Here is a 24751-nt window from a genome sequence, read left to right as displayed (position 1 = left end):
ATCGATCACCGGTACGGGAAGCGGTCATCCGGCTCCGGCCCGCGGGTTCCCCGCCGCTCACCCGGCGTTCACCGGGGCCGGCCCGTGCCGGAGGCATGCGGCGGACGGCAGAAGGGCGGCCGGCGTGGAACGGCGGCCTCCGGGGCGGCCTTCGAAGGGCGTTCGCCCGGCTTTCAACGAACTCACGCCACCGGCGAATTAGGGCTTCGGACCCGCTTCGCCCCCGAATGGCGGTGGCGGAAATACGCCACCGTCCGCTCAGCGGGCGCCCAACCCTCCCCAAACTCTTCGCACTTACATATAAGTGCGGTCAACCGGATCCGATTTCCGAACAAGGGTGGCCATGCCTTCTTCTCCCATACCCGAGCCGCCGTCCGGCCCGAGACGCGCGGCCCGCGCGGCGATCACCGCGGGCCTGGTGGCCGCGCTCGCCGCGGCCGGCCCCGTCCCGGCCTTCGCGGCGGACGGCGACCCGGGCTCCTCCCCCGCCCCGGCGAAGTCATCGGCGGACAAGCTCGGCTCCGCCGACGCCGAACTGCTCGCCGAGGCCAAGTCCGACGGCGACAAGAACGTCACGATGATGCTCGCCACCGCCCCCGGGGCGACCGAGCGGGCCGTGGACGAACTGGAGTCCGTCAAGGGCGCCTCCGTCGGCCGCACCTACGACAAGCTCGGCTATGTGCGGGCCACCGTGCCCACCGGCCGCGCCGACGCCGCCATCGCCAAGGCCGCGAAGCTCTCCTCCGTGCACGGCATCGACCTCCGCCAGGAGATCAAGCTGCCGGACCCGACGCCGAAGGGCGACCGCGCGAAGGGCGCCAAAACCGGCCCCACCGGCTCGTACGACGGCCCGGACGAGAACACCCCGGCGAAGAACCCGTACCAGCCGTCCCACGAGACCGGCGCCGTCGACTTCGTGAAGAAGAACCCGAAGGCGGACGGCCGGGGCATCACCATCGGCATCCTCGACTCCGGCGTGGACCTCGGGCACTCCGCCCTGCAGGAGACCACCACCGGCGAGCGCAAGATCACCGACTGGGTGACGGCGACCGACCCGATCGTGGACGGCGACGGCACCTGGCGCCCCATGGTCCAGGACGTCTCCGGGCCGACCTTCACCTACGCCGGCCGCACCTGGACCGCGCCCGAGGGCTCGTACCGCGTCAGCCGCTTCGCCGAGTCCGCCACCACCGGCGGTGACATGGCGGGCGACCTCAACCGGGACGGCGACACCACCGACACCTGGGGCGTGCTGTACGACCCGGCCGCCGGCACCGTCCGCGTCGACCTCGACGACGACGGCGACTTCGGCGACCAGGAGGCGATGAAGCCGTACAAGGACGGCTTCGATGTCGCTTACTTCGGCACCGACGACCCGGACACGGCGATCGCCGAGCGGATCCCCTTCGTGGTGGAGATCCGCAAGGACGTGCCGATGGACCCGTACGGCGGCGACTGGACCGGCAAGACGGCCGACTTCGTCAACATCGGCGTCGTCGAGGGCTCCCACGGCACGCACGTCGCGGGCATCACCGCCGCCAACGGCCTCTTCGGCGGCAAGATGGACGGCGCCGCCCCCGGCGCGAAGCTCGTCTCCTCGCGCGCCTGCACCTGGTCCGGCGGCTGCACCAACGTCGCGCTCACCGAGGGCATGATCGACCTCGTCGTCAACCGCGGCGTCGACATCGTCAACATGTCGATCGGCGGACTGCCCCCGCTGAACGACGGCAACAACGCCCGTTCCGAGCTGTACACCCGGCTCATCGACACCTACGGCGTCCAGCTCGTCATCTCCGCCGGCAACAGCGGTCCCGGCGCCAACACCATCGGCGACCCCTCACTCGCCGACAAGGTGATCAGCGTTGGCGCCTCCGCCTCCCGGGAGACCTGGGCGGCCAACTACGGCTCCGTGATGCGGACCCGCTACTCGATGATGCCGTTCTCCTCCCGGGGCCCGCGCGAGGACGGCGGCTTCACCCCGACCCTCGCCGCGCCCGGGGCGTCCATCAACACCGTCCCGAGCTGGCAGCCCGGCCAGCCGGTCGCCGAGGCCGGCTACGAGCTGCCGCCCGGCTACGGGATGCTGCAGGGCACGTCGATGGCCTCCCCGCAGGCCGCCGGCGCCTCCGCGCTGCTGCTCTCCGCCGCGAAGCAGAAGAAGATCGACCTCACCCCGGCGAAGCTGCGCACCGCGCTGACCAGCACGGCCCACCGCATCAGGGGCTTCCAGGCGTACGAGCAGGGCGCCGGGCTCATGGACGTGGTGGACGCCTGGTCCGCGATCCGCAACGGCGCGAGCGCCCACGAGTACACGGTCTCCGCCCCGGTGGACACCGTGCTCTCCGGCTATCTCAAGACCCCGCACCGCGGCACCGGCGTCTACGACCGCGAGGGCGGCCTCAAGGTCCGCCAGTCCCGGACGTACGACGTCACCGTCACCCGCACCAGCGGTCCGGACCGGCCCGTCCGGCACGAGCTGAACTGGGCGAACAACGACGGCACCTTCTCCCTCGCGGGCTACGACACCGTCAACCTGCCGCTGGACAAGCCGGTCACCGTCAAGGTCCGGGCCAAGGCGCGTACCGCCGGCTTCCACAGCGCCGTCCTGGAGCTGGACGACCGGCGCACCAGGGGCACCGACCACCAGATCATGACGAGCGTCGTGGTCGCCGACGAGCTGGCCGCCCCGTCGTACGCGGTGAAGAAGTCCGGCAAGGCCGAGCGGAACCGGAACACCTCGCACTTCGTCACCGTGCCGGAGGGTGCCAAGAGCCTCGAGGTCCGGATGGACGGGCTGAAGGACGGCAGCCAGACCCGGTGGATCGCCATCAACCCGTACGGCGTGCCGGTCGACCCGAGCAGCACGATCTACTGCTACCCGAACTACGACAGCCCCAACAACACCTGTGACCCGTCGCGGCGCGGCTACGCCGACCCGATGCCGGGCGTGTGGGAGATCGAGGTCGAGTCGCGGCGCACCTCGCCGCTGCTGTACAACCCGTACACGGTGACGGCGACGGCGCTCGGCACCGTCTTCGACCCGGCCGTGCGGACCATCGAGGAGGCCGAGACCGGCACCCCGGCCTCGGTGGACTGGAAGGTCACCAACGGCTTCGGCGCCATCGACGGCAGGCTGCGGGGCGGCGAGCTGGGCTCGGCCAAGAGCGCGCGCCCGTCCATCGGCGACGGCGCCTCGCAGGAGACCACCGTCGAGGTCCCCGAGGGCGTCTCCCGGCTGGACGTGACCATCGGCTCACCCTCCGACACCGGCGCCGACCTGGACCTCTCGGTCTACAAGGACGGCGAGCTCGTGGACTACGACGCGGACGGCGACTCCGAGGAGTCGGTGACGCTGACCGAGCCCGCGGCCGGCACGTACACCGTGGTGGTGGACGGCTACTCGGTGCCCGCGGGCACCACCGAGTACGACTACCTCGATGTGTTCTACGCCTCCTCGCTCGGCGAGGTGACCGTGGACGAATCGGCGGTCGTGAAGCTCGGCAACGGCGCATCCGCGCAGGTGGAAGCCGAGGTCGTGGTGAACGGCGCGGCTCCGGAGGGCCGTGAGTTCTTCGGCGAGGTCAGCCTGCTGAACGCCCACGGCACGGTCACCGGCAAGGGCAGCGTCAAGATCGAAAAGGTCCTTCCGTAGCGGCCTGAGACACTGGACGGCGGGGCGGGCGCTCTCGGAGCACCCGCCCCGCCGGCAGTACGGCACCAAGGCAGCAGCAGAGGAAGGCGTCCCATGAGGATCGGAATCGTCGGAGCCACCGGACAGGTCGGCGGCGTGATGCGGAAGATGCTGGCCGAACGCTCGTTCCCGGTGGAACGGCTGCGGCTCTTCGCATCGGCCCGCTCGGCCGGGAAGACCCTGGACTGGCAGGGCGAGCAGATCACCGTCGAGGACGCGACCACGGCCGACTACTCCGGTCTCGACGTGGTGCTCTTCTCGGCGGGCGGCGCCACCTCGCGCGCCCTGGCCGAGAAGGTCGCCTCCGCCGGCCCCGTGGTGATCGACAACTCCTCCGCCTGGCGGCTGGACCCCGACGTCCCGCTGGTCGTCGCCGAGGTCAACCCGCACGCCGCCATGCGGCGCCCCAAGGGGATCATCGCCAACCCGAACTGCACCACCATGGCGGCCATGCCCGTGCTGCGCCCGCTGCACGCCGAGGCCGGGCTGTCCTCCCTGGTCGTCTCGACGTACCAGGCGGTGTCCGGCAGCGGCCTGGGCGGGGTCCAGGAGCTGGACGAGCAGATCCGCGAGGCGGCGGGGTCGGCGACGGCGCTGACCCACGACGGTGCGGCCGTGAAGTTCCCCGAGCCGCAGAAGTACGTGCGGCCGATCGCGTTCAACGTGCTGCCGATGGCCGGATCGGTCGTGGACGACGGGTCCGCCGAGACCGACGAGGAGCAGAAGCTCCGCAACGAGAGCCGGAAGATCCTGGAGATCCCCGGGCTGAAGGTCTCCGGCACCTGCGTCCGGGTCCCCGTCTTCACCGGCCACTCGCTCCAGATCAACGCCCGCTTCGAACGCCCGATCAGCCCCGAGCGCGCCAAGGAGCTCCTCGCGGGCGCCCCGGGCGTGACCCTGTCGGACATCCCCACCCCGCTGCAGGCCGCCGGCCAGGACCCGACCTTCGTCGGCCGCATCCGCGCGGACGAGACGGTGGAGCACGGGCTGGCGCTCTTCTGCTCCAGCGACAACCTGCGCAAGGGCGCGGCGCTCAACGCCGTGCAGATCGCCGAACTGGTGGTCGCCCAGGCGGGCTGATCCCGGCGGGCTGATCCCGGACACCCGGTCCCGGTCCGTTATGGGCCGGGACCGGTCTCTTCCGGGCCGGTCCGGTCCGTTCCGGGCACCGGGGCCGCCCTTCCGCGGCGGTCCCGGAAACCCGCCGGAACCGGGCCCGGCGGCTCCGCAAAACCTGCTGCGATCATGGGGTCCCCCCGTGCGAGGATGGCCGTTCCGTCCGACGAATGGGAGATGCCTACCGTGCCTGGCACGAACCTCACACGGGAGGAGGCGCAGCAGCGGGCGCGCCTCCTGACCACCCACGGTTACGAGATCGAGCTGGACCTGAGCAACGCGCAGGAGCCGGAGGGGGGCACCTTCCGGTCGGTCACCACGGTCCGCTTCGACGCGGCCGAGGAGGGGGCCTCCACCTTCGTCGACCTGGTGGCGCCGGCGGTGCGCGAGGTGGTGCTGAACGGCACGGCGCTCGACCCGGCGGAGGTCTTCGCCGACTCGCGGATCGCGCTGCCGTCCCTGGCGGCCGGGCCGAACGAGCTGCGGGTGGTCGCCGACTGCGCGTACACCAACACGGGTGAGGGCCTGCACCGCTTCGTCGACCCGGTGGACCAGCAGGCGTATCTCTACACCCAGTTCGAGGTGCCGGACGCCCGGCGGGTCTTCGCCTGTTTCGAACAGCCGGACCTCAAGGGGACTTTCACGTTCACCGTGACGGCGCCCGAGGGGTGGACGGTCATCTCGGGCGCCCCGCTCGCGGACGGCGCGGAGAAGCCGGCGGACGGCGTCTGGCGGTTCGCCCCGACCCCGCCGCTCTCCACCTACGTCACCGCGCTGATCGCGGGCCCGTACCACAGCGTGCACAGCACCTGGGAGGGCGAGGGCCGCTCGGTGCCGCTGGGCGTCTACTGCCGTCCCTCCCTGGCCGAGCACCTGGACGCGGACGCGATCTTCGAGGTCACCCGGCAGGGCTTCGACTGGTTCCAGGAGAAGTTCGACTACCCGTACCCGTTCGAGAAGTACGACCAGCTGTTCGTCCCGGAGTTCAACGCGGGCGCGATGGAGAACGCCGGTGCCGTCACCATCCGCGACCAGTACGTCTTCCGGTCCAAGGTGACCGACGCGGCGTACGAGACGCGCGCCGAGACCATCCTCCACGAGCTGGCCCACATGTGGTTCGGCGATCTCGTCACCATGGAGTGGTGGAACGACCTCTGGCTGAACGAGTCGTTCGCCACCTACACCTCCATCGCCTGCCAGGCGCACGCCCCCGGCTCGAAGTGGCCGCACTCCTGGACCACCTTCGCCAACTCCATGAAGACCTGGGCCTACCGGCAGGACCAGCTGCCGTCCACCCACCCGATCATGGCGGAGATCCGGGACCTCGACGACGTCCTGGTCAACTTCGACGGCATCACGTACGCCAAGGGCGCCTCGGTGCTCAAGCAGCTCGTCGCCTATGTCGGCATGGACGAGTTCTTCCGCGGCGTGCAGACGTACTTCAAGCGGCACGAGTGGGGCAACACCCGCCTCTCCGACCTGCTGGGCGCGCTGGAGGAGACCTCCGGCCGCGATCTGGGGGCCTGGTCGCAGGCATGGCTGCAGACGGCGGGCATCAACGTCCTGCGCCCCGAGATCGCGGGCGACGGCTCCACGATCACCTCCTTCGCCGTACGGCAGGAGGCCCCGGCGCTGCCGCTGGGCGCCAAGGCCTCCGTCTCCGGCGAGGCGGGACCGCCGCTGGGCACGCTGCGGCCGCACCGGATCGCCATCGGCTGCTACGAGCTGCGGGACGGCAAGCTGGTCCGCACCGAGCGGATCGAACTGGACATCGACGGCGAGCTGACCGAGGTGCCGCAGCTGGCGGGGAGGGAGCGCCCCGCCGTGATCCTCCTCAACGACGACGACCTGTCGTACGCCAAGGTGCGGCTCGACCCCGAGTCGCTGGCCGTGGTCACCCAGCACCTCGGCGACTTCACCGAGTCGCTGCCGCGGGCCCTGTGCTGGGCCTCGGCCTGGGACATGACCCGGGACGGCGAGCTGGCCACCCGCGACTACCTGGAACTGGTCCTCTCCGGGATCGGCAAGGAGTCGGACATCGGCGTCGTCCAGTCGCTGCACCGGCAGGTGAAGCTGGCCCTGGCGCTGTACGCGGCGCCGTCCTGGCGCGAGCTGGGCCTGGCGCGCTGGAGCGAAGCGGCCCTGGAGCACCTGCGGGCGGCCGAGCCCGGCAGCGACCACCAGCTCGCCTGGGCCCGCGCCTTCGCCGCCACCGCCCGTACGGAGCCCCAGCTCGACCTGGTGCAGGGGCTGCTCGACGGAACGGAGACGGTCGAGGGCCTCGCCGTCGACACCGAGCTGCGCTGGACGCTGCTGGGGCGGCTGGCGGCCACCGGCCGGGCGGACGAGCCGGAGATCGCGGCCGAGCTGGAGCGCGACCGCACCTCGGCGGGCGAGCGGCACGCGGCGACCGCGCGGGCGGCCCGGCCGACGGAGGAGGCCAAGGCGGAGGCGTGGGCGTCGGTGGTCGAGTCGGACAAGCTGCCGAACGCGCAGCAGGAGGCCGTCATCGGCGGCTTCGTCCAGACCGACCAGCAGGAGCTGCTCGCCCCGTACGCGGCCAAGTACTTCGCCGCGGTGAAGGACGTCTGGGAGTCGCGCAGCCACGAGATGGCGCAGCAGATCGCGGTCGGTCTCTACCCGGCGCTCCAGATCTCCCGGGAGACGCTGGACGCCACGGACGCCTGGCTGGAGTCGGCCGAGCCCTCGCCGGCCCTGCGCCGGCTGGTCACCGAGTCCCGGGCCGGGGTCGAGCGGGCGCTCAAGGCGCAGGCGGCGGACGCGGCCGCCGCCGTCTGAGCCGGCCGGTCCCGCGGCATCCGGCGCCGGAGGGCGCTTCCGCGGGCCCCCGGCGGGCACTTCCGCGGCACGCACGGAGGGCGGCGGGCGCGGGCGGTACGTCACGGACGTACCGCCCGGCGCCAGCCGTTCCGCGTTCGGGGCTGCGGCTGTGGCTGTGGCTGCGGACGCGAGGCGGCCCCCGGACCAGGGGTGGTTCCGGGGGCGGCGCGCGCCGGGGCGCGCGGAGTGCGGCGGCTCAGACCTGCCGCTTCTCCTGCTTGCGCGACTTGTCCAGCACCATCACCAGTCCGGCGATGACGAGGAACGAGAGGACCGGGAGGGCGACGTAGAGACCCAGGGTCTCACCGACGCTCAGGCCCGGGCCCGGGTCGTCGCCGTCGTCGCGCATCAGGGCGAACGCCGGGGACGACATCAGCAGCATCATCAGCGTCGAACCGGCCATGACGGCACCGGTGCGCAGCACGTTCTTGTTGTCCACGGTGCCAACGTAGCGAACGCCCGGCGGACCCGCGCGGCCGGGGTGCCCCTCACGGCCGTCCGGCGGCCCCCGCCCCGTCCGCCGGGGACGCGGCCAGGTGACCGGCGAGATCGGTCATCAGGGCGTGCAGGCGCGGTGAGGCGGCGAGGTGTTCCAGGGTGACCGGGCGGCCGGCGGCGTCGGCGACGGGCAGCCGCCAGTTGGGGTACTCGTCCCAGGTCCCGGGCAGGTTCTGCGGGCGCCGGTCGCCCACGCAGTCCGGCAGCCAGACGCCGACCATGCGGGCCGGGGTCCGGCAGAGGAAGCGGTAAACGGCGCGGACCGCCTCCTCCTCGTCGCCCCGGCCCCCGGCCAGCAGGCCCAGTTCGCTGAGCACGGCCAGCCACTCGGCGGTCTCCACCGCGTCCTCGGCCCGTTCCTCGGCGAGCGGGCGGGTCAGCAGGCCCAGCCGGTGCCGCAGTTCGACGTGCTCGCCCGTCAGCCGGGCGGCGGTGCTCGGCAGGTCGTGGGTGGTGGCGGTGGCCAGGCAGCCGGCCCGCCAGCGTTCGGGCCGCAGCGGTCGCGGCCGCTCCCGGACGGCGGCGTCGGGGGCCGCGGTGCCGGCGAGGGCCGGGGAGGCCCCGGTACCGGCGGCGGGCGTCTGGGCGTCCCGCTCCTCGTAATCGCGTTCGAACCAGAGCACCGATGTGCCGAGCACCCCGCGCTCCGCGAGGGCGTCCCGCATCCCCGGTTCCACCGTGCCCAGGTCCTCGCCGACGACGACGGCCCCGGCCCGGTGCGCCTCCAGGGCGAGCACGCCGAGCATGGCCTCGGTGTCGTAGCGGACGTAGGCGCCCTCGGTCGGCCGGCGTCCCTCGGGGACCCACCAGAGCCGGGAGAGCCCCATGACGTGGTCGATGCGGAGCGCGCCCGCGTGCCGCAGCAGCCCCCGCAGCAGCCCCCGGTACGGGGCGTAGCCGGTGGCGGCGAGGGCGTCGGGGCGCCAGGGCGGCAGGCCCCAGTCCTGCCCGTGCGGGGTGAAGGCGTCGGGGGGCGCACCGACGGACATGCCGGTGGCGTAGACGTCCTGCCGGGCCCAGACGTCGGCGCCGGAGGGGTGGACGCCGACCGCGAGGTCGTGCACCAGTCCGATGGGCATGCCGGCGTCGAGGGCGGAGCGCTGTGCGGTGCCGAGCTGGCTGTCGGTGAGCCAGGCGAGCCAGCAGTGGAAGTCGACGCGGTCCAGGATCTCGCCGCGGGCACGGGCGGCCTGCGGGGAGCGGGGGTCGCTCAGCCCGTCGGGCCACTGCCGCCAGTCGGGGCCGTGGATCTCGGCGAGGGCGCACCAGGTGGCGTGGTCGTCGAGGGCCTGTCCCTGTTCGGCGAGGAAGGCGCAGTAGGCGGAGCGGCGGCCGGGGCCGAGCGGCACCGTGCGCACGAGTTCGAGGGCTTCGCGCTTGAGCCGCCAGACGGCGTCGCGGTCGATGAGCGCTCCCCGGCGCAGGACACCCTCCCGCAGCGCTTCGGCGCGGGCGGCGACGGCGGCGGCGCGCTCACGCTCCGGGGCGGGCAGCCGGACGTACTCGGGGACGTCCTCGACGCGTAGATGCACCGGGTCGGGGAAGCGGCGGGAGGAGGGCCGGTACGGCGAAGGGTCCGTGGGGTCGCCGGGTACGGCGGCGTGGAGCGGGTTGAGCTGGAGGAACCCGGTGCCGAGTTCCCGGCCGGACCAGGCCGCGAGCTCGGCCAGGTCGCCGAGGTCGCCCATGCCCCAGGAACGGGCCGAGAGCAGGGAGTACAGCTGTACGAGGAAGCCGTGGGTGCGGCCGGGCGGTTCGGGCATCCGTTCGGGCGCGACGATCAGGACGGCCCGGCCGGACCGGCCGCCGGGTGCCTCCGCGTGAAGCGTGTGGCAGCCGGTCGGCAGGGTCACGGCCGGGCCGGGGTCCCAGTCCAGGGTCTGACCGGTCTCGGTGCGGACGCGCAGGGCCGCGTCCTCCGGCAGGCCGGGCAGCGTTCCGGGCCGCGGCGGCCGGCCCGTCGTCACGACGACGGACGGCGGCAGCAGCCGTTCACGCTCGGCCCGTTCCCGCCGGTCCAGGGCGGCGCGCACGGCCTGCGGGGTCGAGGCGTCGACTCCCAGTGCCGCCAGCACGGCGACGACGGTGTCCTCGGGGACCCGGAGCGTACGGCCCGGGGAGGGCTCGTACGACGTCGCGACCCCGTGCAGCGCTGCGAGCCGCGCACGGCCCATTCAGACCTCCGTGCACTCCAGACCGGCGCCCATGCCGGTGGCCGTGGGTTCACTGGTCAGCGGAAGTTCGGTGGCGAGCGCGGGCTCGCTGGTGAGGGGGGTGCGGTCGGGCAGCGGTGGTTCGCTGGTGAGCGGGGGTTCGGAGTATTCGCCGGAGCTGGCGCCGTCGAGACCCGAGTCGATGTCCGTCAGTCCGTCGAGGTCCAGCGGATTGAACGGTTCGACCGGGTCGCCGGGTTTGGAGAGGGTCGAGAGGAGAAGAGCGGATGTGGCCACCTGGGCCTCCGTAGATCGTGGTCGGTACGACACAGCAGCCCTACCCCGCTGGAGCCGGGCCAGACCCAAACGCGGGGCGAACGTGGCTCTCGTCACAATCGCTCCCCGGTGGGTTGATTTCGCGGCCGGACAGCGCTTCCGGCGCAGGGCTTGAAGCCGAAAGGGTAGTCAAGGCGGCGGATTTATTGCGAGAGAAACAAGGGGGGCAGTGGCGGAGTCAACGAAAAAACCGGGACACGACGGGACGAATCCCCCCGGGAGGCTCACCAGACGCGGGGCCGCGGGCCCCAGCCCCACGGCCCCGGACGGGGCGCCACGGCCGCCTCGACCTGCGCGGCCAGCGCCAGCAGCGGGCCCTCGGCCCCGTGCGCGGCGCCGAGCATCATCCCGACCGGAAGCCCCTCGTCCGTCCACTCCACGGGCAGGGAGACCGCGGGCAGCCCGGCGATGTTCCAGGGCCCGGTGAACGGGGTGAACGCCACCTGGGCGGCGAAATCGGCCGCCGGGTCGTCGTCGTTCCGCAGCGCGCCCACGGGCGCCGGCAGCTGGGCGAGCGTGGGGGTGAGCACGGCGTCGCACCGGGCGACGGCCCCGGCCAGCCGCCGGCCGACCCGCTGCATGGACTCCAGGGCCCGCGCGTAGTCCAGGCCGGTGGCGGCCCGGCCGCGCTCCCGCAGCCAGCGCGTGAGCGGCAGCAGCTCCTCCTCCCGCTCCGCGGGGACGGGCACGAGCGCGGACATCACCGCCCAGACGGGCGTGAAGGTGTCCCGGTCGCCCGGCCGCAGCGGCTGCTCCACGTCCACGATCTCGTGGCCCAGTCCGGCCAGGAGCGCGGACGTCCTCTCGTAGGCGGCGAGCACCTCCGGCGCGACGGTGACGCCGGGCACGTCAGGACGGGCCCAGCGGCCGATCCGCAGCCGTCCGGGCGTCCGGTCGCACCAGCGGAGGAAGGGCGTCCCGGGCGCGGCGAGCGGCACCGGGTCCCCGGGCGCCGGGGCCGCCATCACGTCGAGCAGCGCGGCGGCGTCCCGGACGGTACGGGCGAGCGGCCCGGCGGTCGCCAGCCCGCTGATGTCGCCGCCGGGGGCGGGGCTGACCCGGCCCCGGCTCGGCTTGACGCCGACGATGCCGCAGCAGCTCGCGGGGATGCGGATGGAGCCGCCGCCGTCGCTGCCCTGCGCGGCGGGCGCCAGCCCGGCGGCCACGGCGGCGGCCGCGCCCCCGCTGGAGCCCCCCGCGCCCCGCGACGGGTCGTACGGCGAGCGGGCGGGCGGGCCGACCCGGCCCTCGGTGTAGGCGGGCAGCCCGAACTCGGGGGTGTTGGTCTTGCCCAGCAGAACGGTGCCGGCCTCCCGGAGCAGCGCGACGAGCCGCGGTTCCTCGTCCTCAGGGGCGGTGTGCCCGGCGAAGACGGCGGAGCCGTAGGTGCAGCGGACGCCCGGCACGGCGTCGAGGTCCTTGACCGGCAGCGGCACCCCCAGCAGCGGCGGCAGCCCGGCTCCGCCAGCCGCCGCGTGCCGTGCGAGGAGGCGCTCGGCCCGCCGCGCGCCGTCCAGGGCGCGGTCGGCGGTGACGGTGAGGTAGGCGCCGACGGAAGCGTCCAGGTGTTCGACGCGGCGCAGGTAGTGCTCGGTGAGTTCGACCGGGGACAGCTCTCCGTCCCGTACGGCAGCGGCCTGTTCGAGCATCGTCAACTCATGGGGATCCGCCATCCGCCCACTCTAGGACCGGCAGGCGCTCCGGGGCCGGCACGGCGGCTCCCGGACACCGCCCGGCGGAAGCCCTCTTATACCCGCCCGGCCCCCGCCAACACCCCTGCCATACCTCGCCAATCGGGACATGCGGGGCCCGAACGTTGACACTTCTCCCGGGGCGGTGGTGGGCTCGGTTCCGGTTGCCCGGGGTTCCGTCCCGGAAGGGGCGGGCGGCCGGCAGGTTCGGACAGGGCGAGGAGACAACCGTGCAGTTCCGGCTCACCGGCCCGCTCGGGGGCGGCGCAGACGACGGACGGGGCGATTCACGGCCGGCGGACGGGCCCGCCGGACCGGGCCGGCGGGGCGCCGGGCTGCGCCCCCGCGTCGCCGGGGCCACCGCGCTGGCCGCCGCGATGATCGGCGGGCTCGTCGGAACGGCGCCCTCCGCGGCCGCGGCGCCCTCCCCCGCGGGCGACTCGGCCTCCACGGCCGAGGAGCGCAAGGGCGACACCTCCGTACCGTCCGTCTGGCCCCGCCCGCAGGATCTGCGCGCCCAGGGGGAGCCCGCCCGCGTGACCGAGCAGGTCGCACTGGTGTCCGATGACAACGCCGACCCGTACGCGCTCGACGCGCTGCGCGCCCTGCTGCGCTCGGCCGGCGCCCGCAGGGTGCTCGACGTCCGCCCGGGCGGCGAACTGCCGCACGACGCCCTGGTGGTGCGGGCGGACGCGAAGGGTGCGGCGGAGGCACTGCGCGCCCTGCGCGCACCGTCGGCCGGTGATCTGCCGTCCGGCGGCTACCGGCTGGCCGCCGGCCGGACCGGCGGGCGGGACACCGTCGCCCTCACCGGCCGGGGCGGTGACGGCCTCTTCCACGCCGTGCAGACGCTGCGTCAGCTCGTCGTCCCGTCCGGCGACGGCGACGGTGACAGCCGCAGCGGCAGCGACGGCGCTACGGCGGGCCGGGCCGGCCGCTCCTTCGCCGGTGTCGTCGTCCGCGACTGGCCGGGCACCGCCGTGCGCGGCGTCACCGAGAGCTTCTACGGCACCCCCTGGACCCGCGAACAGCGGCTGGAGCACCTCGACTTCCTGGGCCGCACCAAGCAGAACCACTATCTCTACGCGGCCGGCGACGACCCGTACCGGCAGAGCCGCTGGCGCGACCCGTACCCCGCCGGGCAGCGCGGCGAGTTCCGCGCGCTCGCCGAACGGGCCCGCGCCAACCATGTGACGCTCGGCTGGGCGGTCTCCCCCGGCCAGGCCCTCTGCTTCTCCTCCGACGACGACCTCAGGGCGCTCACCCGCAAGATCGACGCCATGTGGGCGCTGGGCGTCCGCGCGTTCCAGCTCCAGTTCCAGGACGTGAGCTACAGCGAGTGGCACTGCGACGCGGACGCCGAGCGGTTCGGCTCCGGCCCGGAGGCCGCCGCCCGGGCCCAGGCCCGGGTCGCCAACGCCGTCGCGGAGCATCTCGCCGACCGCCACCCCGGCGCCGCCCCGCTGTCGGTGATGCCCACCGAGTACTACCAGGACGGCGCCACCGCCTACCGCAGCGCTCTCGCGGGAGCGCTCCGCCGGGAGGTGGAGGTCGCCTGGACGGGCGTCGGCGTCGTGCCGAAGAAGATCACCGGCGGGCAGCTGGCGGACGCCCGCGAGGCGTTCGGCCACCCCCTCGTCACCGTGGACAACTACCCGGTCAACGACTTCGCGCAGGACCGGCTCTTCCTCGGCCCGTACCGGGGCCGGGAGCCGGGTGTCGCCGTCGGCTCCTCCGCCCTGCTGGCCAACGCCATGGCACAGCCGGCCGCCTCCCGCCTCCCGCTCTTCACGGCGGCCGACTTCTCCTGGAACCCGCGCGGCTACCGGCCGCAGGAGTCCTGGCAGGCGGCCGTCGACGCGCTCGCGGGCCCGGACGCCCGGTCCCGCCGGGCGCTGGGCGTCCTCGCGGCCCACGGCGCCTCCTCCGGGCTGGGCGGCAAGGAGTCGGCGTATCTGCGGCCCCTGATCGACGCGCTGTGGACGGCCCACAGCCGCGGCGACCGCGAGGAGCTGGAGACCGCGGGCGAACGGCTGAGCGAGGCCTTCCGTGTCATGCGCCGCGCGCCGGAGGAGATTTCCGGTCCGGCCGGCGAGGAACTGGCGGCGGACCGCGAGGCCGGTCCGTGGCTGGCGCAGCTGGCGCGGTACGGCCGTGCGGGCGAGCGCGCCGTGGAGATGCTGCTCGCACAGGCGCGCGGGAACGGCGGAGCGGCCTGGCGGGCGCAGCTGGACCTGCAGCGGCTCCGCAAGGAGATCGCCGCCTCCCCGGCGACCGTCGGCGAGGGCGTGCTCGACCCGTTCCTGAAGAAGGCCGTCGGGCGCGCGGACGCCTGGACGGGCGCCGACCGGGCGCGTCCCCGTGAAGCGGTCACGGAACGCCCCGGGGAACTCCGCGTCGACCTGGGCGGCACCCGCCCGCTGGCCGCGGTGACCGTGCTGTCCGCCCCGGACCGGGACACCGGCGCGGTCGTGGAGGCCCGTGTGCCCGGCGAGGGCTGGCGGAGCCTGGGCCGGCTGTCCGGGGAGGGCTGGACGCAGCTCGGCGGGGAGGACGTCCGCGCGGACACCGTGCGGCTGACCTGGCCGCGCGGCGACCGGGCCCCGGAGGTGCGGGGCGTGGTGCCGTGGTTCGCCGACCTGCCGGACGCCCGGCTGGACCTGGCGCGCGGGGAGACGGACGTGACGATCGGCGGCGAGGAGAAGATCCCGGTCGAACTGACGGCCGAACGCCCCGCGGACGTGCGCGGCCGGCTGGTCGCCACGTCCCCCGAGGGCATCGAGGTGAAGGTCCCGCAGGGCGTCACCGTGCGGCGGGGCACGAAGACCGAGGTGCCGGTAACGGTCTCCGTCCCGGAGGACACCCCCGCCGGTTCGTACGAGGTGCCGTTCGATTTCGCGGGCGAGAAGCGGACCCTGACCGTACGGGCGTTCCCGGAGACCGGCGGCCCGGATCTGGCGCGCGGCGCCACGGCCACCTCCTCGGGCGACGAGACCACCGACTTCCCGGCCCCGGCGGCCGTCGACGGCGACCCGGCGACCCGCTGGTCCTCCCCGGCCGAGGACAACGCCTGGTTCCAGATCGAGCTGGACCGTCCGGCCCGGGTCGGCCAGGTGGTGCTGCACTGGCAGGACGCGTACGCGGCCCGCTACCGCGTCCAGGTCTCGGCCGACGGGCGCGTCTGGCGGGACGCGGCGGCCGTGCGGGACGGCCGGGGCGGCCGGGAGTCGGTGCGGATGGACGCGCCGGACACCCGGTTCATCCGCGTCCAGGGCGAGCAGCGCGCCACCCGGTACGGCTACTCGCTGTTCTCCGTGGAGGCGTACGCGGTCGGACGCTGAGCCCGGCGCGCCCGCGCCGTCCGGCAGCCGCCCCGGCGCCCCGCGCCCGAGCGGTGACCGCCCCCGCTCCTCCCCGGCGGACCGGGGCGGGGCCGGGCGGCCCGGCAGGCGCAAGAGGGCCCGGATCTAGGCGGATATGCCGTCGATCCGGGCCATCGCGTCCTCCGCGCCGTAGGGCTGCAGATAGGGCAGCCAGCGTGGGTCCCGATGCCCGGTGCCGATGATGCGCCAGGCCAGCCCGGAGGGTGGCGCCGGCTGGTGCCGGAGCCGCCAGCCCAGCTCGGAGACGTGCCGGTCCGCCTTGACGTGGTTGCAGCGCCGGCAGGCGGCGACCACGTTCTCCCAGGAGTGCTGGCCGCCGCGGCTGCGCGGGATGACGTGGTCCACGCTCGTCGCGGTGGCGCCGCAGTAGGCGCAGCGCCCGCCGTCCCGGGCGAACAGCGCCCGCCGGGTGAGCGGGACGGGCCCGCGGTAGGGCACCCGTACGAAGCGCTTCAGACGGACGACGCTGGGCGCGGGGACCGTCTGGGTGGCGCTGTGCATCAGGGCGCCGGAGTCCTCGAGGCTGACCGCCTTGCCGTTGAGGACGAGCACGAGGGCGCGGCGGAGCGGTACGACGCCGAGTGGCTCGTACGACGCGTTGAGGACCAGGACATGCGGCACGGTGCCTCCTTGTACGCCGGCGACGCGTGGCTCGCGCCGGGACGATCTGCAGACAGTTTCCCCTCAGCCCAGGTGATGGCGCCACCAGGTCCGCGTAACGCATCAGGAGTGTTTTCGACCACACGGGGTTCTTCCCCCGCAGGAAGAGCTCTCTCCCTCGAACGGAACGAACAGGTGCACCGCCCGGTCCCGTTAGTCTGGTTGGTCTGCCGGCCGGACCGTCCGGTGCCACCGGGCGGCCGGGTCGTTCACGGAGGGTTTCGCTGTGTTGTCCAGGTTTCTCGCCGATGCCACCACTCCCACCGCGCCGACGCTCCGCGAGGCCCAGGAGAACGCCGGCCAGGCGGCCGGATGGGTGGAGGAGAACTGGTCCGTCTGGCTGGGCGCGGGGCTGCGCATCCTGCTGATCCTGGTGGTCGCCTTCGTCCTGCGCTCCGTCGTCCGGCGCACCATCACCAAGTTCATCGCCCGGATGAACCGCGGCTCCCAGGCCACCGAAGGTCTTCCGCTGCGCGGTCTGCTGGTGAACGCCGAGCGGCGGCGCCAGCGCTCCGAGGCGATCGGCTCGGTGCTGCGCAGCGTCACCTCGTTCGTCATCCTCGGCACGGCGGCCCTGACGGTGCTGTCCGTGCTGAACATCAATCTGGCGCCGCTCCTCGCCAGCGCCGGCGTGGCCGGCATCGCGCTGGGCTTCGGCGCGCGCAACCTCGTCACCGACTTCCTCTCCGGCGTCTTCATGATCCTGGAGGACCAGTACGGCGTGGGTGACGTGGTCGACGCGGGCGTCGCCAGCGGCGAGGTGATCGAGGTCGGCCTGCGCGTGACCAAGCTGCGCGGCGACGAGGGCGAGATCTGGTACGTCCGCAACGGCGAGATCAAGCGGATCGGCAACAAGAGCCAGGGCTGGGCCACCGCCTCCGTGGACATCCATCTGCGGCCCGAGGAGGACCTGGAGAAGGCCCGCCGGACGATCGCGGAGGCCGGTGAGCGGATGGCCGCCGAGGAGCCGTGGAACGAGCGGCTGTGGGGCCCCGTCGAGGTGCTGGGCCTGGAGTCGATGACCCTGGAGTCCGTGGTGATCCGCACCTCCGCCAGGACCATGCCGGGCAAGCGGCTCGTGGTGGAGCGGGAGCTGCGCTGGCGTATCAAACAGGCTTTCGACGGCGCGGGCATCCGGATCGTCGGCGCCGAGCCCGAGCCGGCGGACGGGGCCCCGCGGCCGGACCCGCTGGCGGGTGTGGCGCCCCCGTCGGCCCTGGCCAGCTCCACCTCACCGCAGTCCGTCAACGCCTCGCCGCTGCCCCAGAGCCCGCAGACCGCCTCGCCCTCCCCGGCGTCCGGCCCCCACCTGTCCAAGTAACGGCCCGCACAGCGGCCCGGTCCGGGGCCGGTCACCGGCCCCGCCGGGGAAGGGAAGGGAAGGCCATGCGGCTCGCGGTCGTCGGCGGAGGCTCCACCTACACCCCCGAACTCATCGACGGTTTCGCCCGGCTGCGCGACATCCTGCCGGTGGACGAACTGGTGCTCGTCGATCCCGCGGCGGACCGGCTGGAGCTCGTCGGCGGCCTGGCGCGGCGCATCCTCGCCCGGCAGGGCCACCCCGGCCGGATCGTCCTCACCGGCGACCTGGACGCCGGGGTGGAGGGTGCGGACGCGGTCCTGCTGCAGCTCCGCGTCGGCGGGCAGGACGCCCGCCGGGAGGACGAGACCTGGCCGCTGGAGTGCGGCTGCGTCGGCCAGGAGACCACCGGCGCGGGCGGTCTGGCCAAGGCGCTGCGCACCGTCCCCGTCGTCCTGGACATCGCCGAGCGGGTGCGGCGGCGCAGCCCGCACGCCTGGATCGTCGACTTCACGAATCCGGTCGGCATCGTCACCCGCGCGCTGCTCACCGCCGGCCACCGGGCCGTCGGCCTGTGCAACGTGGCCATCGGCTTCCAGCGGCGGTTCGCCGCGCTGCTGGACGCCGACCCCGCCGACGTCTCCCTGGACCATGTCGGCCTGAACCACCTGACCTGGGAACGCGGGGTGCGCCTGGGCGGCACGGACGTCCTGCCGGAGCTCATCGCCGAGCACGGCGACACCCTGGCGGACACCCTGCGCCTGCCGCGCACGCTCCTCGAACGGCTCGGCGTCGTCCCCTCGTACTACCTGCGCTACTACTACCGGCACGACGAGGCCGTACGGGAACAGCGGGAGGGCTCCTCCCGCGCCGCCGAAGTGGCCGGGATCGAACGGCGGTTGCTGGAGATGTACGCCGACCCGGCGCTCGACCGCAAGCCGGAACTGCTGTCCCGGCGGGGCGGCGCCTACTACTCGGAGGCGGCGGTGGCGCTCACCGCCTCGCTGCTGGGGCGGCAGGGCACGGACACGGGCGGGGGCACTCCGGGCGGCGGCGCGGGCGGCGGGGAGGACGTGCAGGTGGTGAACGTCCTCAACGACGGCACCCTGCCGTTCCTGCCCGACGACGCCGTCATCGAGGTCCCGGCCGCGATCGGCCCGCACGGCGCCCGCCCGCTGCCGGTGCGCCCCCTGGAGCCGCTGTACGCGGGCCTGGTCGCCCAGGTGACCGCGTACGAGCAACTCGCCCTGGAGGCGGCCCTCAAGGGCGGCCGCGACCGGGTGTTCGAAGCGCTGCTCTGCCACCCCCTCGTCGGCCAGATCGACCGTGCCGAACAGCTGACCGACTCCCTGCTCGCGCACAACCGGCACCACCTGGCATGGACGTGAACCCCGGCACCGCACCACCGGCCCCGGAGGGTGACGGACCCCGGCCGGACTCCGCCTCTCCCGCCGGGCCCCTCCCGGCGGCCGTCCTCGCCTTCGACGCGGGCAACAGCAAGACCGACGCCGCCCTGGTCGCCGCCGACGGCCGTGTCCTCGGCACCGGCCGGGCCGGGGGCTTCCGGCCGCCCGCCACCGGCATCGACGCGGCCGTGGACGTCCTCGCCCGCGCGGCCGCCGGGGCCGCGGAGGCGGCGGGGCTGCCGTTCGGCGCCGGGCCGGTCGCCGAGCGGGTGTCGGCCTGTCTCGCCAACGCCGATCTGCCCGTGGAGGAGCGGCGGCTGCGGGACGCCGTGGCGGCGCGCGGCTGGGGCCGTGCCACCGAGGTCGCCAACGACACCTTCGCCGTGCTGCGCGCCGGAGCCGACGAGCCCCGGGGTGTCGCGGTGGTGTGCGGGGCCGGCATCAACTGCGCCGGGATGACCCCGGACGGGCGGACCGCCCGCTTCGCGGCCCTCGGCCCGCTCTCCGGAGACCTCGGCGGCGGCAGATGGCTCGCCGACGAGGCGGTCTGGTTCGCCGCCCGCGCCGAGGACGGGCGGGGCGGGCCGACGGCACTGGCCCGCGCTCTCCCCGCGCACTTCGGGCTGACCACCATGGCGGAGCTGATCGAGGCCGTCCACCTGGGCCGGATCAGGACGGGGCGCCTGCACGACCTGGTGCCCGTGCTCTTCGCGGTGGCCGCCGCCGGCGACCCCGTGGCACGGTCGGTCGTCCACCGCCAGGCCGAGGAGATCGTCACCCTGGCCCGCGTGGCGCTGGAGCGGCTCGGTCTGCTCGGCGAGGAGACCCCGGTCCTCCTCGGCGGCGGTGTGCTCGCCGCCCGCCACCCCCTCCTGCACGGCGCGATCACCCGGCTGCTGGCCGAGCGGGCGCCGAAGGCCGTCCCCCGGGTGGTCACCGCTCCCCCGGTGCTCGGCGCCGCCCTGCTCGGCCTGGACCGCACGGGAGCACCCGCGGACGCCCGCGCCCGCCTGCGCGGGCACTACGGACACCGCACCACCCCCGGGTGAACCCCCTTCCGCCACCCCGCCGGTGCCGGGTGACAGGCCGCAACACGGCGCGCACCACCGCGAATCGGCGCGCACCTGGCAGGATCGGCACGGCGGGGCGCGTAAGGCGGACGAGACCGGGGAGTATGACAGCGCGCCGCGGAAGGTGATCGGGGACGGCGACGCCACGGCGGCCGCCACGCACACAGGAGAGGTGATCGATGGGGGTCCCGGGATCCAACCCCGGCGCCACGGGGGAGCCTCAGGGTCCGGTCATGGACGTGGACGAGGCCGACCGCGCCCTGGCACGGCTCTGCGCGGAGCACGAGGCGATCGAGACCTCGCTGCTCGCCCTCCAGGACCACGCGGGCCGCCGCCTGCTGGAGGGCGCCGAGCTGACCGGTGTCACCAAGAGCCGCTGGGCGGCCACCGAGGAGGTCATCGGCTTCCTCTGGACCTGTTTCGACGCCTGCACCGCCACCCTGGACCGGGCCCGCGAGCTGCGCTCCCGGCGGCGCTGGCCGACCGACGGCGAACTGGCCGAACTCACCGCCCTGGTGCGCGAGGCCGGCGTCGTCCTGCCGCCCTCCGGGGACCCGGCTCTCGCCGGTGACGCGCCGGAGCCCGGTGAACGGATGACGCTCCGGACCGCCATCGACCGGATGAACAGCGGCTACGCGCAGGCCCTGGAGGTGGTGGTGGCCGCCGAGGCCGTCTGGTCGGCGCTCCCCGCGCGGATCGACATGCTCTCCGCCGAACTCCGGCGCACCCGCTCCCTGGCGCACTCCGTCGGCGTCCGCCCCGGCGAGCACCCCGCGGGCGACCGCCTGGAGCGGATCACCGACGAGCTGACGGCCCTCCGGGCCGAGGTGGTCTCCGACCCGCTCGCCTACTGGACGCCCGCACGCGGCAGTTCGGCTCCCGGCGGAGGCCGCCCCGACACCACCCGTTACGACCGCGAGGCCCGCGCCCTGGAGGACGTCCGGCGCGAGATCGAGGCCGTGCTCGACGTACGGCAGGACGCCGAGCAGCGGCTGCACCGGCTCCGGGACGTGCTCTCCCGCGCGGACCGCACGCTCACCGAGGCCCGGCAGGCACGCGGCGAGGTCCTCGCCAAGATCGCCGCATCGGAGGTGCCCGCGGTGAGCGGCCCGCCGACCGCCCTGCACGAACAGCTGTCCACCGCCGCCTCGTACCGCCGGCACGGCCAGTGGCACCGGCTGTCACCGCTGCTCGACAGCCTCGAACAGCGCGCCGAGGAGGAGCTGTTGCGGGCCCGCGAGTCGCTGACGGCGGTGACGGCCCCGCTGGCCGTACGGGCCGAGCTGCGCGGACGCCTCGACGCCTGCAAGGCGCGGCTCGCCCGGCAGGGGCTGGCCGGTGACCCGCTGCTGGCCGAGCGGTACGACACCGCCCGCCGCATGCTCTGGAGCGCTCCCTGTGACCTGCGGGCGGCCGAACGCGCGGTGCTGCGCTACCAGGAGGCGGCGGCGGAGGCCCTCGTTCCGCGCCGGCGGAGGCCGGAGGAATGAGCGACCGCCGCCACCCCGGCCGCGCGGCCGGTCACGGTCTCCCCGGCGCCGGAGCGGCGGGCGCCGCGGCCGGCACCACCAACGCTCCCGGCGCGCCGGTGCCGCCGGGAGCCGACCCCCCTCCCGCACTCTCGGTACGGAGCCCCATGGAACCGGACGACTACCCGCTCGCGGCACCGCGTTCGGCCCCGGCGGCCGACCCGCGCGCCCTCTGGACCCCCGACGCCCAGCACGGCGCCGACGACCACGGAACCGGTACAGCCGGGCCGCAGGGCTCGAACGGCTCGCACGGAGCGGGGCGGCCGGACCACCCGGCGGACGCCACCGGGACACGGCCCAAGGAGACCCCGGCCCCGGCGGACACCGGAGCGACCGCCGGCCCGGCTGCCGGTGTCCCGGGCGGCAGCGGCGCCCACGGCGGCAGCGGCACCCCCGGCACGCTGTGCGTCGCCTGCCGCAAGGGCACGGTCGGCCGGGACGGTCACTGCGAGCACTGCGGCCACGCGCAGCCCCGGGAACGCGACCACGTGGAGAGCGAACTCGCCGGTGCCGTCGCCGCGGTGACCGACCGCGGCCTGCGCCACCACCGCAACGAGGACGCGTTCGCGCTCTGCGAGACCGCGCTGCCGGACGGCACACCGGCCGTCGCGGCCGTGGTCTGCGACGGTGTCTCCTCGGCCACCCGCCCGGACGAGGCCTCGGCCGCCGCCGCGGCAGCGGCCCGGGAGTCCCTGCCCGCCGCTTTGCGCGCCGGTACACCGGTCCGGCAGGCGCTGCACGACGCGCTGGTCGCCGCCGGCACGGCCGTCACCACGCTGTCCGGCGTGGACGGCAAGAGCTACCGCTACGGCGAGCCGCGCCCCCACCAGAACGCCCCGGCCTGCACGATCGTCTCCGCTCTCCTCAGCGGTGACGAGCTCACCGTCGGCTGGATCGGCGACAGCCGGGTGTACTGGGTGCCCGACGACCGCACCGCTCCGGCCCGGCTGACCGAGGACGACTCCTGGGCGGCGCAGATGGTCGCGGGCGGGCTCCTGACGGAGCGCGAGGCGTACGCCGACCCCCGTGCCCACGCGATCACCGGCTGGCTGGGCGCCGACGCCTACGAACTCGCCCCGCACATCGCCACGTTCCTCCCCGACCGGCCCGGTGTCGTGATCGTGTGCACCGACGGTCTGTGGAACTACGCCGAGAGCGCCGGGGAGATGGCCCTGGCGGTACCGGCCGACGCCCGTACCCGTCCGCTGCACGGAGCGCAGGCCCTGGTGGGGTACGCCCTCGACGGCGGCGGCCACGACAACGTGACCGTGGCCGTCCTCCCGTTCTCCGGCGCCCCCTCCGGCGCCGCGGAACCGGCCGGCGAGGCGACGGCCTGACCCCGGGCGCCGGTGGCCCGTGGGGCGACCCGGGCCGGACGGTACGGGCGCGGAGTTCACCCGGCGCCCGGGCATCCCGGCGGCCCGCGCACAGGTCCGCGGGCCGCGCCCGCCGTGGGCTCTCCGGAAACGGAGCGAACCGTTCGGCCACACCACGCCTCCTGGAACAAGAGGACCGTCACACCACCCCGTGGTGGTGGGCGCGCTGTCCGCGACGACCGGTACTGTGCGACTGAAGACAAGCACCGCGGAAACCGACGAGCTGACGCTCCGAGACGCGATCCTCCCGAACGGCGCGCGTCAGGCAGTGACACACCCGAAGGGCTCTGAAGGGCCCGGGGGAAAGGGGGAAGCACCGACATGCCGACCTGTCCGAACGGTCACCAGTCGGGGTCCGACAACTGGTGCGAGGTCTGCGGACTTCTCATGCCGGGCGCCGGCGCGCCCGCGGGATCCGCCCAGCACGCGCCGCCCCCGCCGCCTCCCGCACCGGGCGGTCCGCCGCCCGCTCCCGGCGGAGACCGGCAGGGCGGTCCCGGACCGCACGGCGCCCCGGGACCGCAGGGCTCCCCCGGCGGCTACGGCTACCCCGCCCCCCAGCAGCCGCCGCCCGGCCCTCCGCCCCAGGGCCCGGGCCCGTACGGCATGCCGCCCGGCGCGCCCGGCTCCCAGCCGGAGCAGTGCCCGCGCTGCCGCAGGCCCCGGGAGGCGCGGGCGTCCTTCTGCACCGAGTGCGGTCACGCCTTCGACGCCCCGCCGCAGGGCGGCTTCCCGCCGCCTCCGCAGCAGCCCGGCCAGAGCCTGCTCCCGCCCGCCTTCCAGCAGCCGCCGGCCCAGCACCACCAGCAACAGCAGCACCAGCCGCCGCAGCCGGGCCGGCCTCCGCAGGACTCCGGCTACCCCGGTCAGCCGCCCCAACAGCCCGGCCGGCCCGGCGAACCCCCGGCCCCCGACGCGGGCCCCCGGCAGTCCGCCCCGCAGCAGGCGCCGCCCGCGCCGCCCCGGGAGGCCGGCCCGCCCGGCGGGTTCCCGCCGCCCCCGCCGGCCCCCGCGCCGCCCGGCCAGGGTTTCCCCGAGCACGACTGGACCCTGCCGCCACCCGGACCGGCAGCGCAGCGGCAGCACCCGCCGCAGCCGCCCGCCCCCGCCTTCGGGGAGGACCCCGCCTTCGGTGACCACGCCGGCTACGGAGGCGGCCCCGGCTACGGCGCCCCGCCGCCCGGGCCCGAGGACCGGCGGCAGGACGGGCCCCAGCCGCCCCGTCCGCCCGCGGCCGGGGCGGAGTGGGTGGCCGTCATCGCCCCGGACCGGGAGTACTTCACGGCGATGCTGTCCCGCAGCGGCCCCGAGGCGGCCCAGCTGAACCTGCCCGCGTACTCGCCCGAGCAGCGCCTCCCGCTGGACGGCCCCCAGATCACCATCGGACGGCGCCGGCACAGCACGGGCGAGGCCCCGGACATCGACCTCTCCCAGTCCCCGGAGGACCCGGGCGTCTCCCACCAGCACGCGATGCTGGTGCGGCAGCCCGAGGGCGACTGGGCGGTCGTGGACCAGGACTCCACCAACGGCACGACCATCAACGGCGGCGAGGAGCCGATCCAGCCGTATGTGCCCGTCCCGCTGCGCGAGGGCGACCGGGTCCATGTCGGAGCCTGGACCACCATCACGGTCCGCCGCGGCTGACGCCTCCCCCGTCCTCCGGGGCCCGGAGGGCGGGGGACCTACGTCCCCGGACTTCGT

Annotated in this window: 15 protein-coding genes; 10 read left to right on the top strand and 5 right to left on the bottom strand. The window is 74.9% G+C overall.

Annotated features, from left to right (window positions below):
* Positions 1-343: 343 nt before the first annotated feature.
* The 3 genes from SXIN_RS21355 (at position 344) to pepN (ending at position 7606) form a co-directional block, all read left to right on the top strand.
* Positions 344-3652, top strand: coding sequence for a S8 family serine peptidase (locus tag SXIN_RS21355; protein WP_095758136.1), 3309 nt, complete (start codon positions 344-346; stop codon positions 3650-3652).
* Between the two features lie 93 nt (positions 3653-3745).
* A complete protein-coding gene (locus tag SXIN_RS21350; RefSeq protein WP_019709025.1) occupies positions 3746-4771 on the top strand; it encodes an aspartate-semialdehyde dehydrogenase in 1026 nt (341 codons plus the stop codon).
* A 222-nt stretch (positions 4772-4993) separates the two neighbouring features.
* The gene (pepN, locus tag SXIN_RS21345; RefSeq protein ID WP_095757382.1) at positions 4994-7606 is read left to right on the top strand and encodes an aminopeptidase N; all 2613 of its coding nucleotides are present in this window, start codon (positions 4994-4996) and stop codon (positions 7604-7606) included.
* Between the two features lie 238 nt (positions 7607-7844).
* On the opposite strand, the gene SXIN_RS21340 is transcribed toward pepN, so the two are convergent.
* From SXIN_RS21340 to SXIN_RS21325, 4 genes are all read right to left on the bottom strand, one after another.
* Entirely contained in the window at positions 7845-8087 is a 243-nt protein-coding gene (locus SXIN_RS21340) for a hypothetical protein (RefSeq protein ID WP_019706572.1), read from the bottom strand.
* Positions 8088-8136: 49 nt separating this feature from the next.
* Positions 8137-10320 (bottom strand): 4-alpha-glucanotransferase, encoded by a 2184-nt coding sequence (malQ, locus tag SXIN_RS21335; RefSeq protein WP_095757381.1) that lies wholly within the window; start codon positions 10318-10320, stop codon positions 8137-8139.
* Entirely contained in the window at positions 10321-10596 is a 276-nt protein-coding gene (locus tag SXIN_RS21330; RefSeq protein ID WP_019706410.1) for a hypothetical protein, read from the bottom strand.
* 263 nt (positions 10597-10859) lie between these two features.
* A complete protein-coding gene (locus tag SXIN_RS21325) occupies positions 10860-12308 on the bottom strand; it encodes an amidase (RefSeq protein ID WP_095757380.1) in 1449 nt (482 codons plus the stop codon).
* A gap of 395 nt (positions 12309-12703) precedes the next feature.
* Between SXIN_RS21325 and SXIN_RS21320 the strand changes: the two genes are divergently transcribed.
* Complete coding sequence (locus tag SXIN_RS21320) at positions 12704-15667, top strand: glycoside hydrolase family 84 protein (RefSeq protein WP_095758134.1); 2964 nt, start codon at positions 12704-12706, stop codon at positions 15665-15667.
* A 126-nt stretch (positions 15668-15793) separates the two neighbouring features.
* Here SXIN_RS21320 and SXIN_RS21315 read toward each other — a convergent pair whose 3' ends face one another.
* Entirely contained in the window at positions 15794-16330 is a 537-nt protein-coding gene (locus SXIN_RS21315) for an HNH endonuclease (RefSeq protein ID WP_019709022.1), read from the bottom strand.
* Between the two features lie 265 nt (positions 16331-16595).
* On the opposite strand from SXIN_RS21315, the gene SXIN_RS21310 reads away from it, so the two are divergent.
* The 6 genes from SXIN_RS21310 (at position 16596) to SXIN_RS21285 (ending at position 24694) form a co-directional block, all read left to right on the top strand.
* Positions 16596-17690: a mechanosensitive ion channel family protein gene (locus SXIN_RS21310; protein WP_019709021.1), complete on the top strand. Its 1095-nt coding sequence runs from the start codon at positions 16596-16598 to the stop codon at positions 17688-17690.
* A 65-nt stretch (positions 17691-17755) separates the two neighbouring features.
* Positions 17756-19057 (top strand): 6-phospho-beta-glucosidase, encoded by a 1302-nt coding sequence (locus SXIN_RS21305; RefSeq protein WP_019709020.1) that lies wholly within the window; start codon positions 17756-17758, stop codon positions 19055-19057.
* Positions 19048-20124 carry an N-acetylglucosamine kinase gene (locus SXIN_RS21300; RefSeq protein ID WP_095757379.1) on the top strand — a complete coding sequence of 359 codons (1077 nt, stop codon included), beginning with the start codon at positions 19048-19050 and terminating at the stop codon, positions 20122-20124. The genes SXIN_RS21305 and SXIN_RS21300 overlap by 10 nt, the downstream gene beginning before the upstream one ends.
* 200 nt (positions 20125-20324) lie before the next feature.
* Entirely contained in the window at positions 20325-21635 is a 1311-nt protein-coding gene (locus SXIN_RS21295) for a hypothetical protein (protein ID WP_019709018.1), read from the top strand.
* Complete coding sequence (locus SXIN_RS21290) at positions 21632-23011, top strand: PP2C family protein-serine/threonine phosphatase (RefSeq protein WP_095757378.1); 1380 nt, start codon at positions 21632-21634, stop codon at positions 23009-23011. The genes SXIN_RS21295 and SXIN_RS21290 overlap by 4 nt, the downstream gene beginning before the upstream one ends.
* A gap of 360 nt (positions 23012-23371) precedes the next feature.
* Positions 23372-24694, top strand: coding sequence for an FHA domain-containing protein (locus SXIN_RS21285; RefSeq protein WP_095757377.1), 1323 nt, complete (start codon positions 23372-23374; stop codon positions 24692-24694).
* The last annotated feature ends 57 nt before the right edge of the window (positions 24695-24751 follow it).

The organism is Streptomyces xinghaiensis S187 (assembly GCF_000220705.2).
Lineage (GTDB): Bacteria > Actinomycetota > Actinomycetes > Streptomycetales > Streptomycetaceae > Streptomyces > Streptomyces xinghaiensis.
This window is presented reverse-complemented; position numbering and strand designations above follow the sequence as displayed.

Excerpts from the sequence above, each read along its gene's own strand:
- SXIN_RS21290 (WP_095757378.1), top strand. The coding sequence starts at position 21,632 with ATGAGCGACCGCCGCCACCCCGGCCGCGCGGCCGGTCACGGTCTCCCC.
- SXIN_RS21325 (WP_095757380.1), bottom strand. The coding sequence starts at position 12,308 with ATGGCGGATCCCCATGAGTTGACGATGCTCGAACAGGCCGCTGCCGTA.
- SXIN_RS21300 (WP_095757379.1), top strand. The coding sequence starts at position 19,048 with ATGGACGTGAACCCCGGCACCGCACCACCGGCCCCGGAGGGTGACGGA.
- SXIN_RS21295 (WP_019709018.1), top strand. The coding sequence starts at position 20,325 with ATGGGGGTCCCGGGATCCAACCCCGGCGCCACGGGGGAGCCTCAGGGT.
- SXIN_RS21350 (WP_019709025.1), top strand. The coding sequence starts at position 3,746 with ATGAGGATCGGAATCGTCGGAGCCACCGGACAGGTCGGCGGCGTGATG.
- malQ (WP_095757381.1), bottom strand. The coding sequence starts at position 10,320 with ATGGGCCGTGCGCGGCTCGCAGCGCTGCACGGGGTCGCGACGTCGTAC.
- SXIN_RS21355 (WP_095758136.1), top strand. The coding sequence starts at position 344 with ATGCCTTCTTCTCCCATACCCGAGCCGCCGTCCGGCCCGAGACGCGCG.
- SXIN_RS21285 (WP_095757377.1), top strand. The coding sequence starts at position 23,372 with ATGCCGACCTGTCCGAACGGTCACCAGTCGGGGTCCGACAACTGGTGC.
- SXIN_RS21320 (WP_095758134.1), top strand. The coding sequence starts at position 12,704 with ATGATCGGCGGGCTCGTCGGAACGGCGCCCTCCGCGGCCGCGGCGCCC.
- SXIN_RS21305 (WP_019709020.1), top strand. The coding sequence starts at position 17,756 with ATGCGGCTCGCGGTCGTCGGCGGAGGCTCCACCTACACCCCCGAACTC.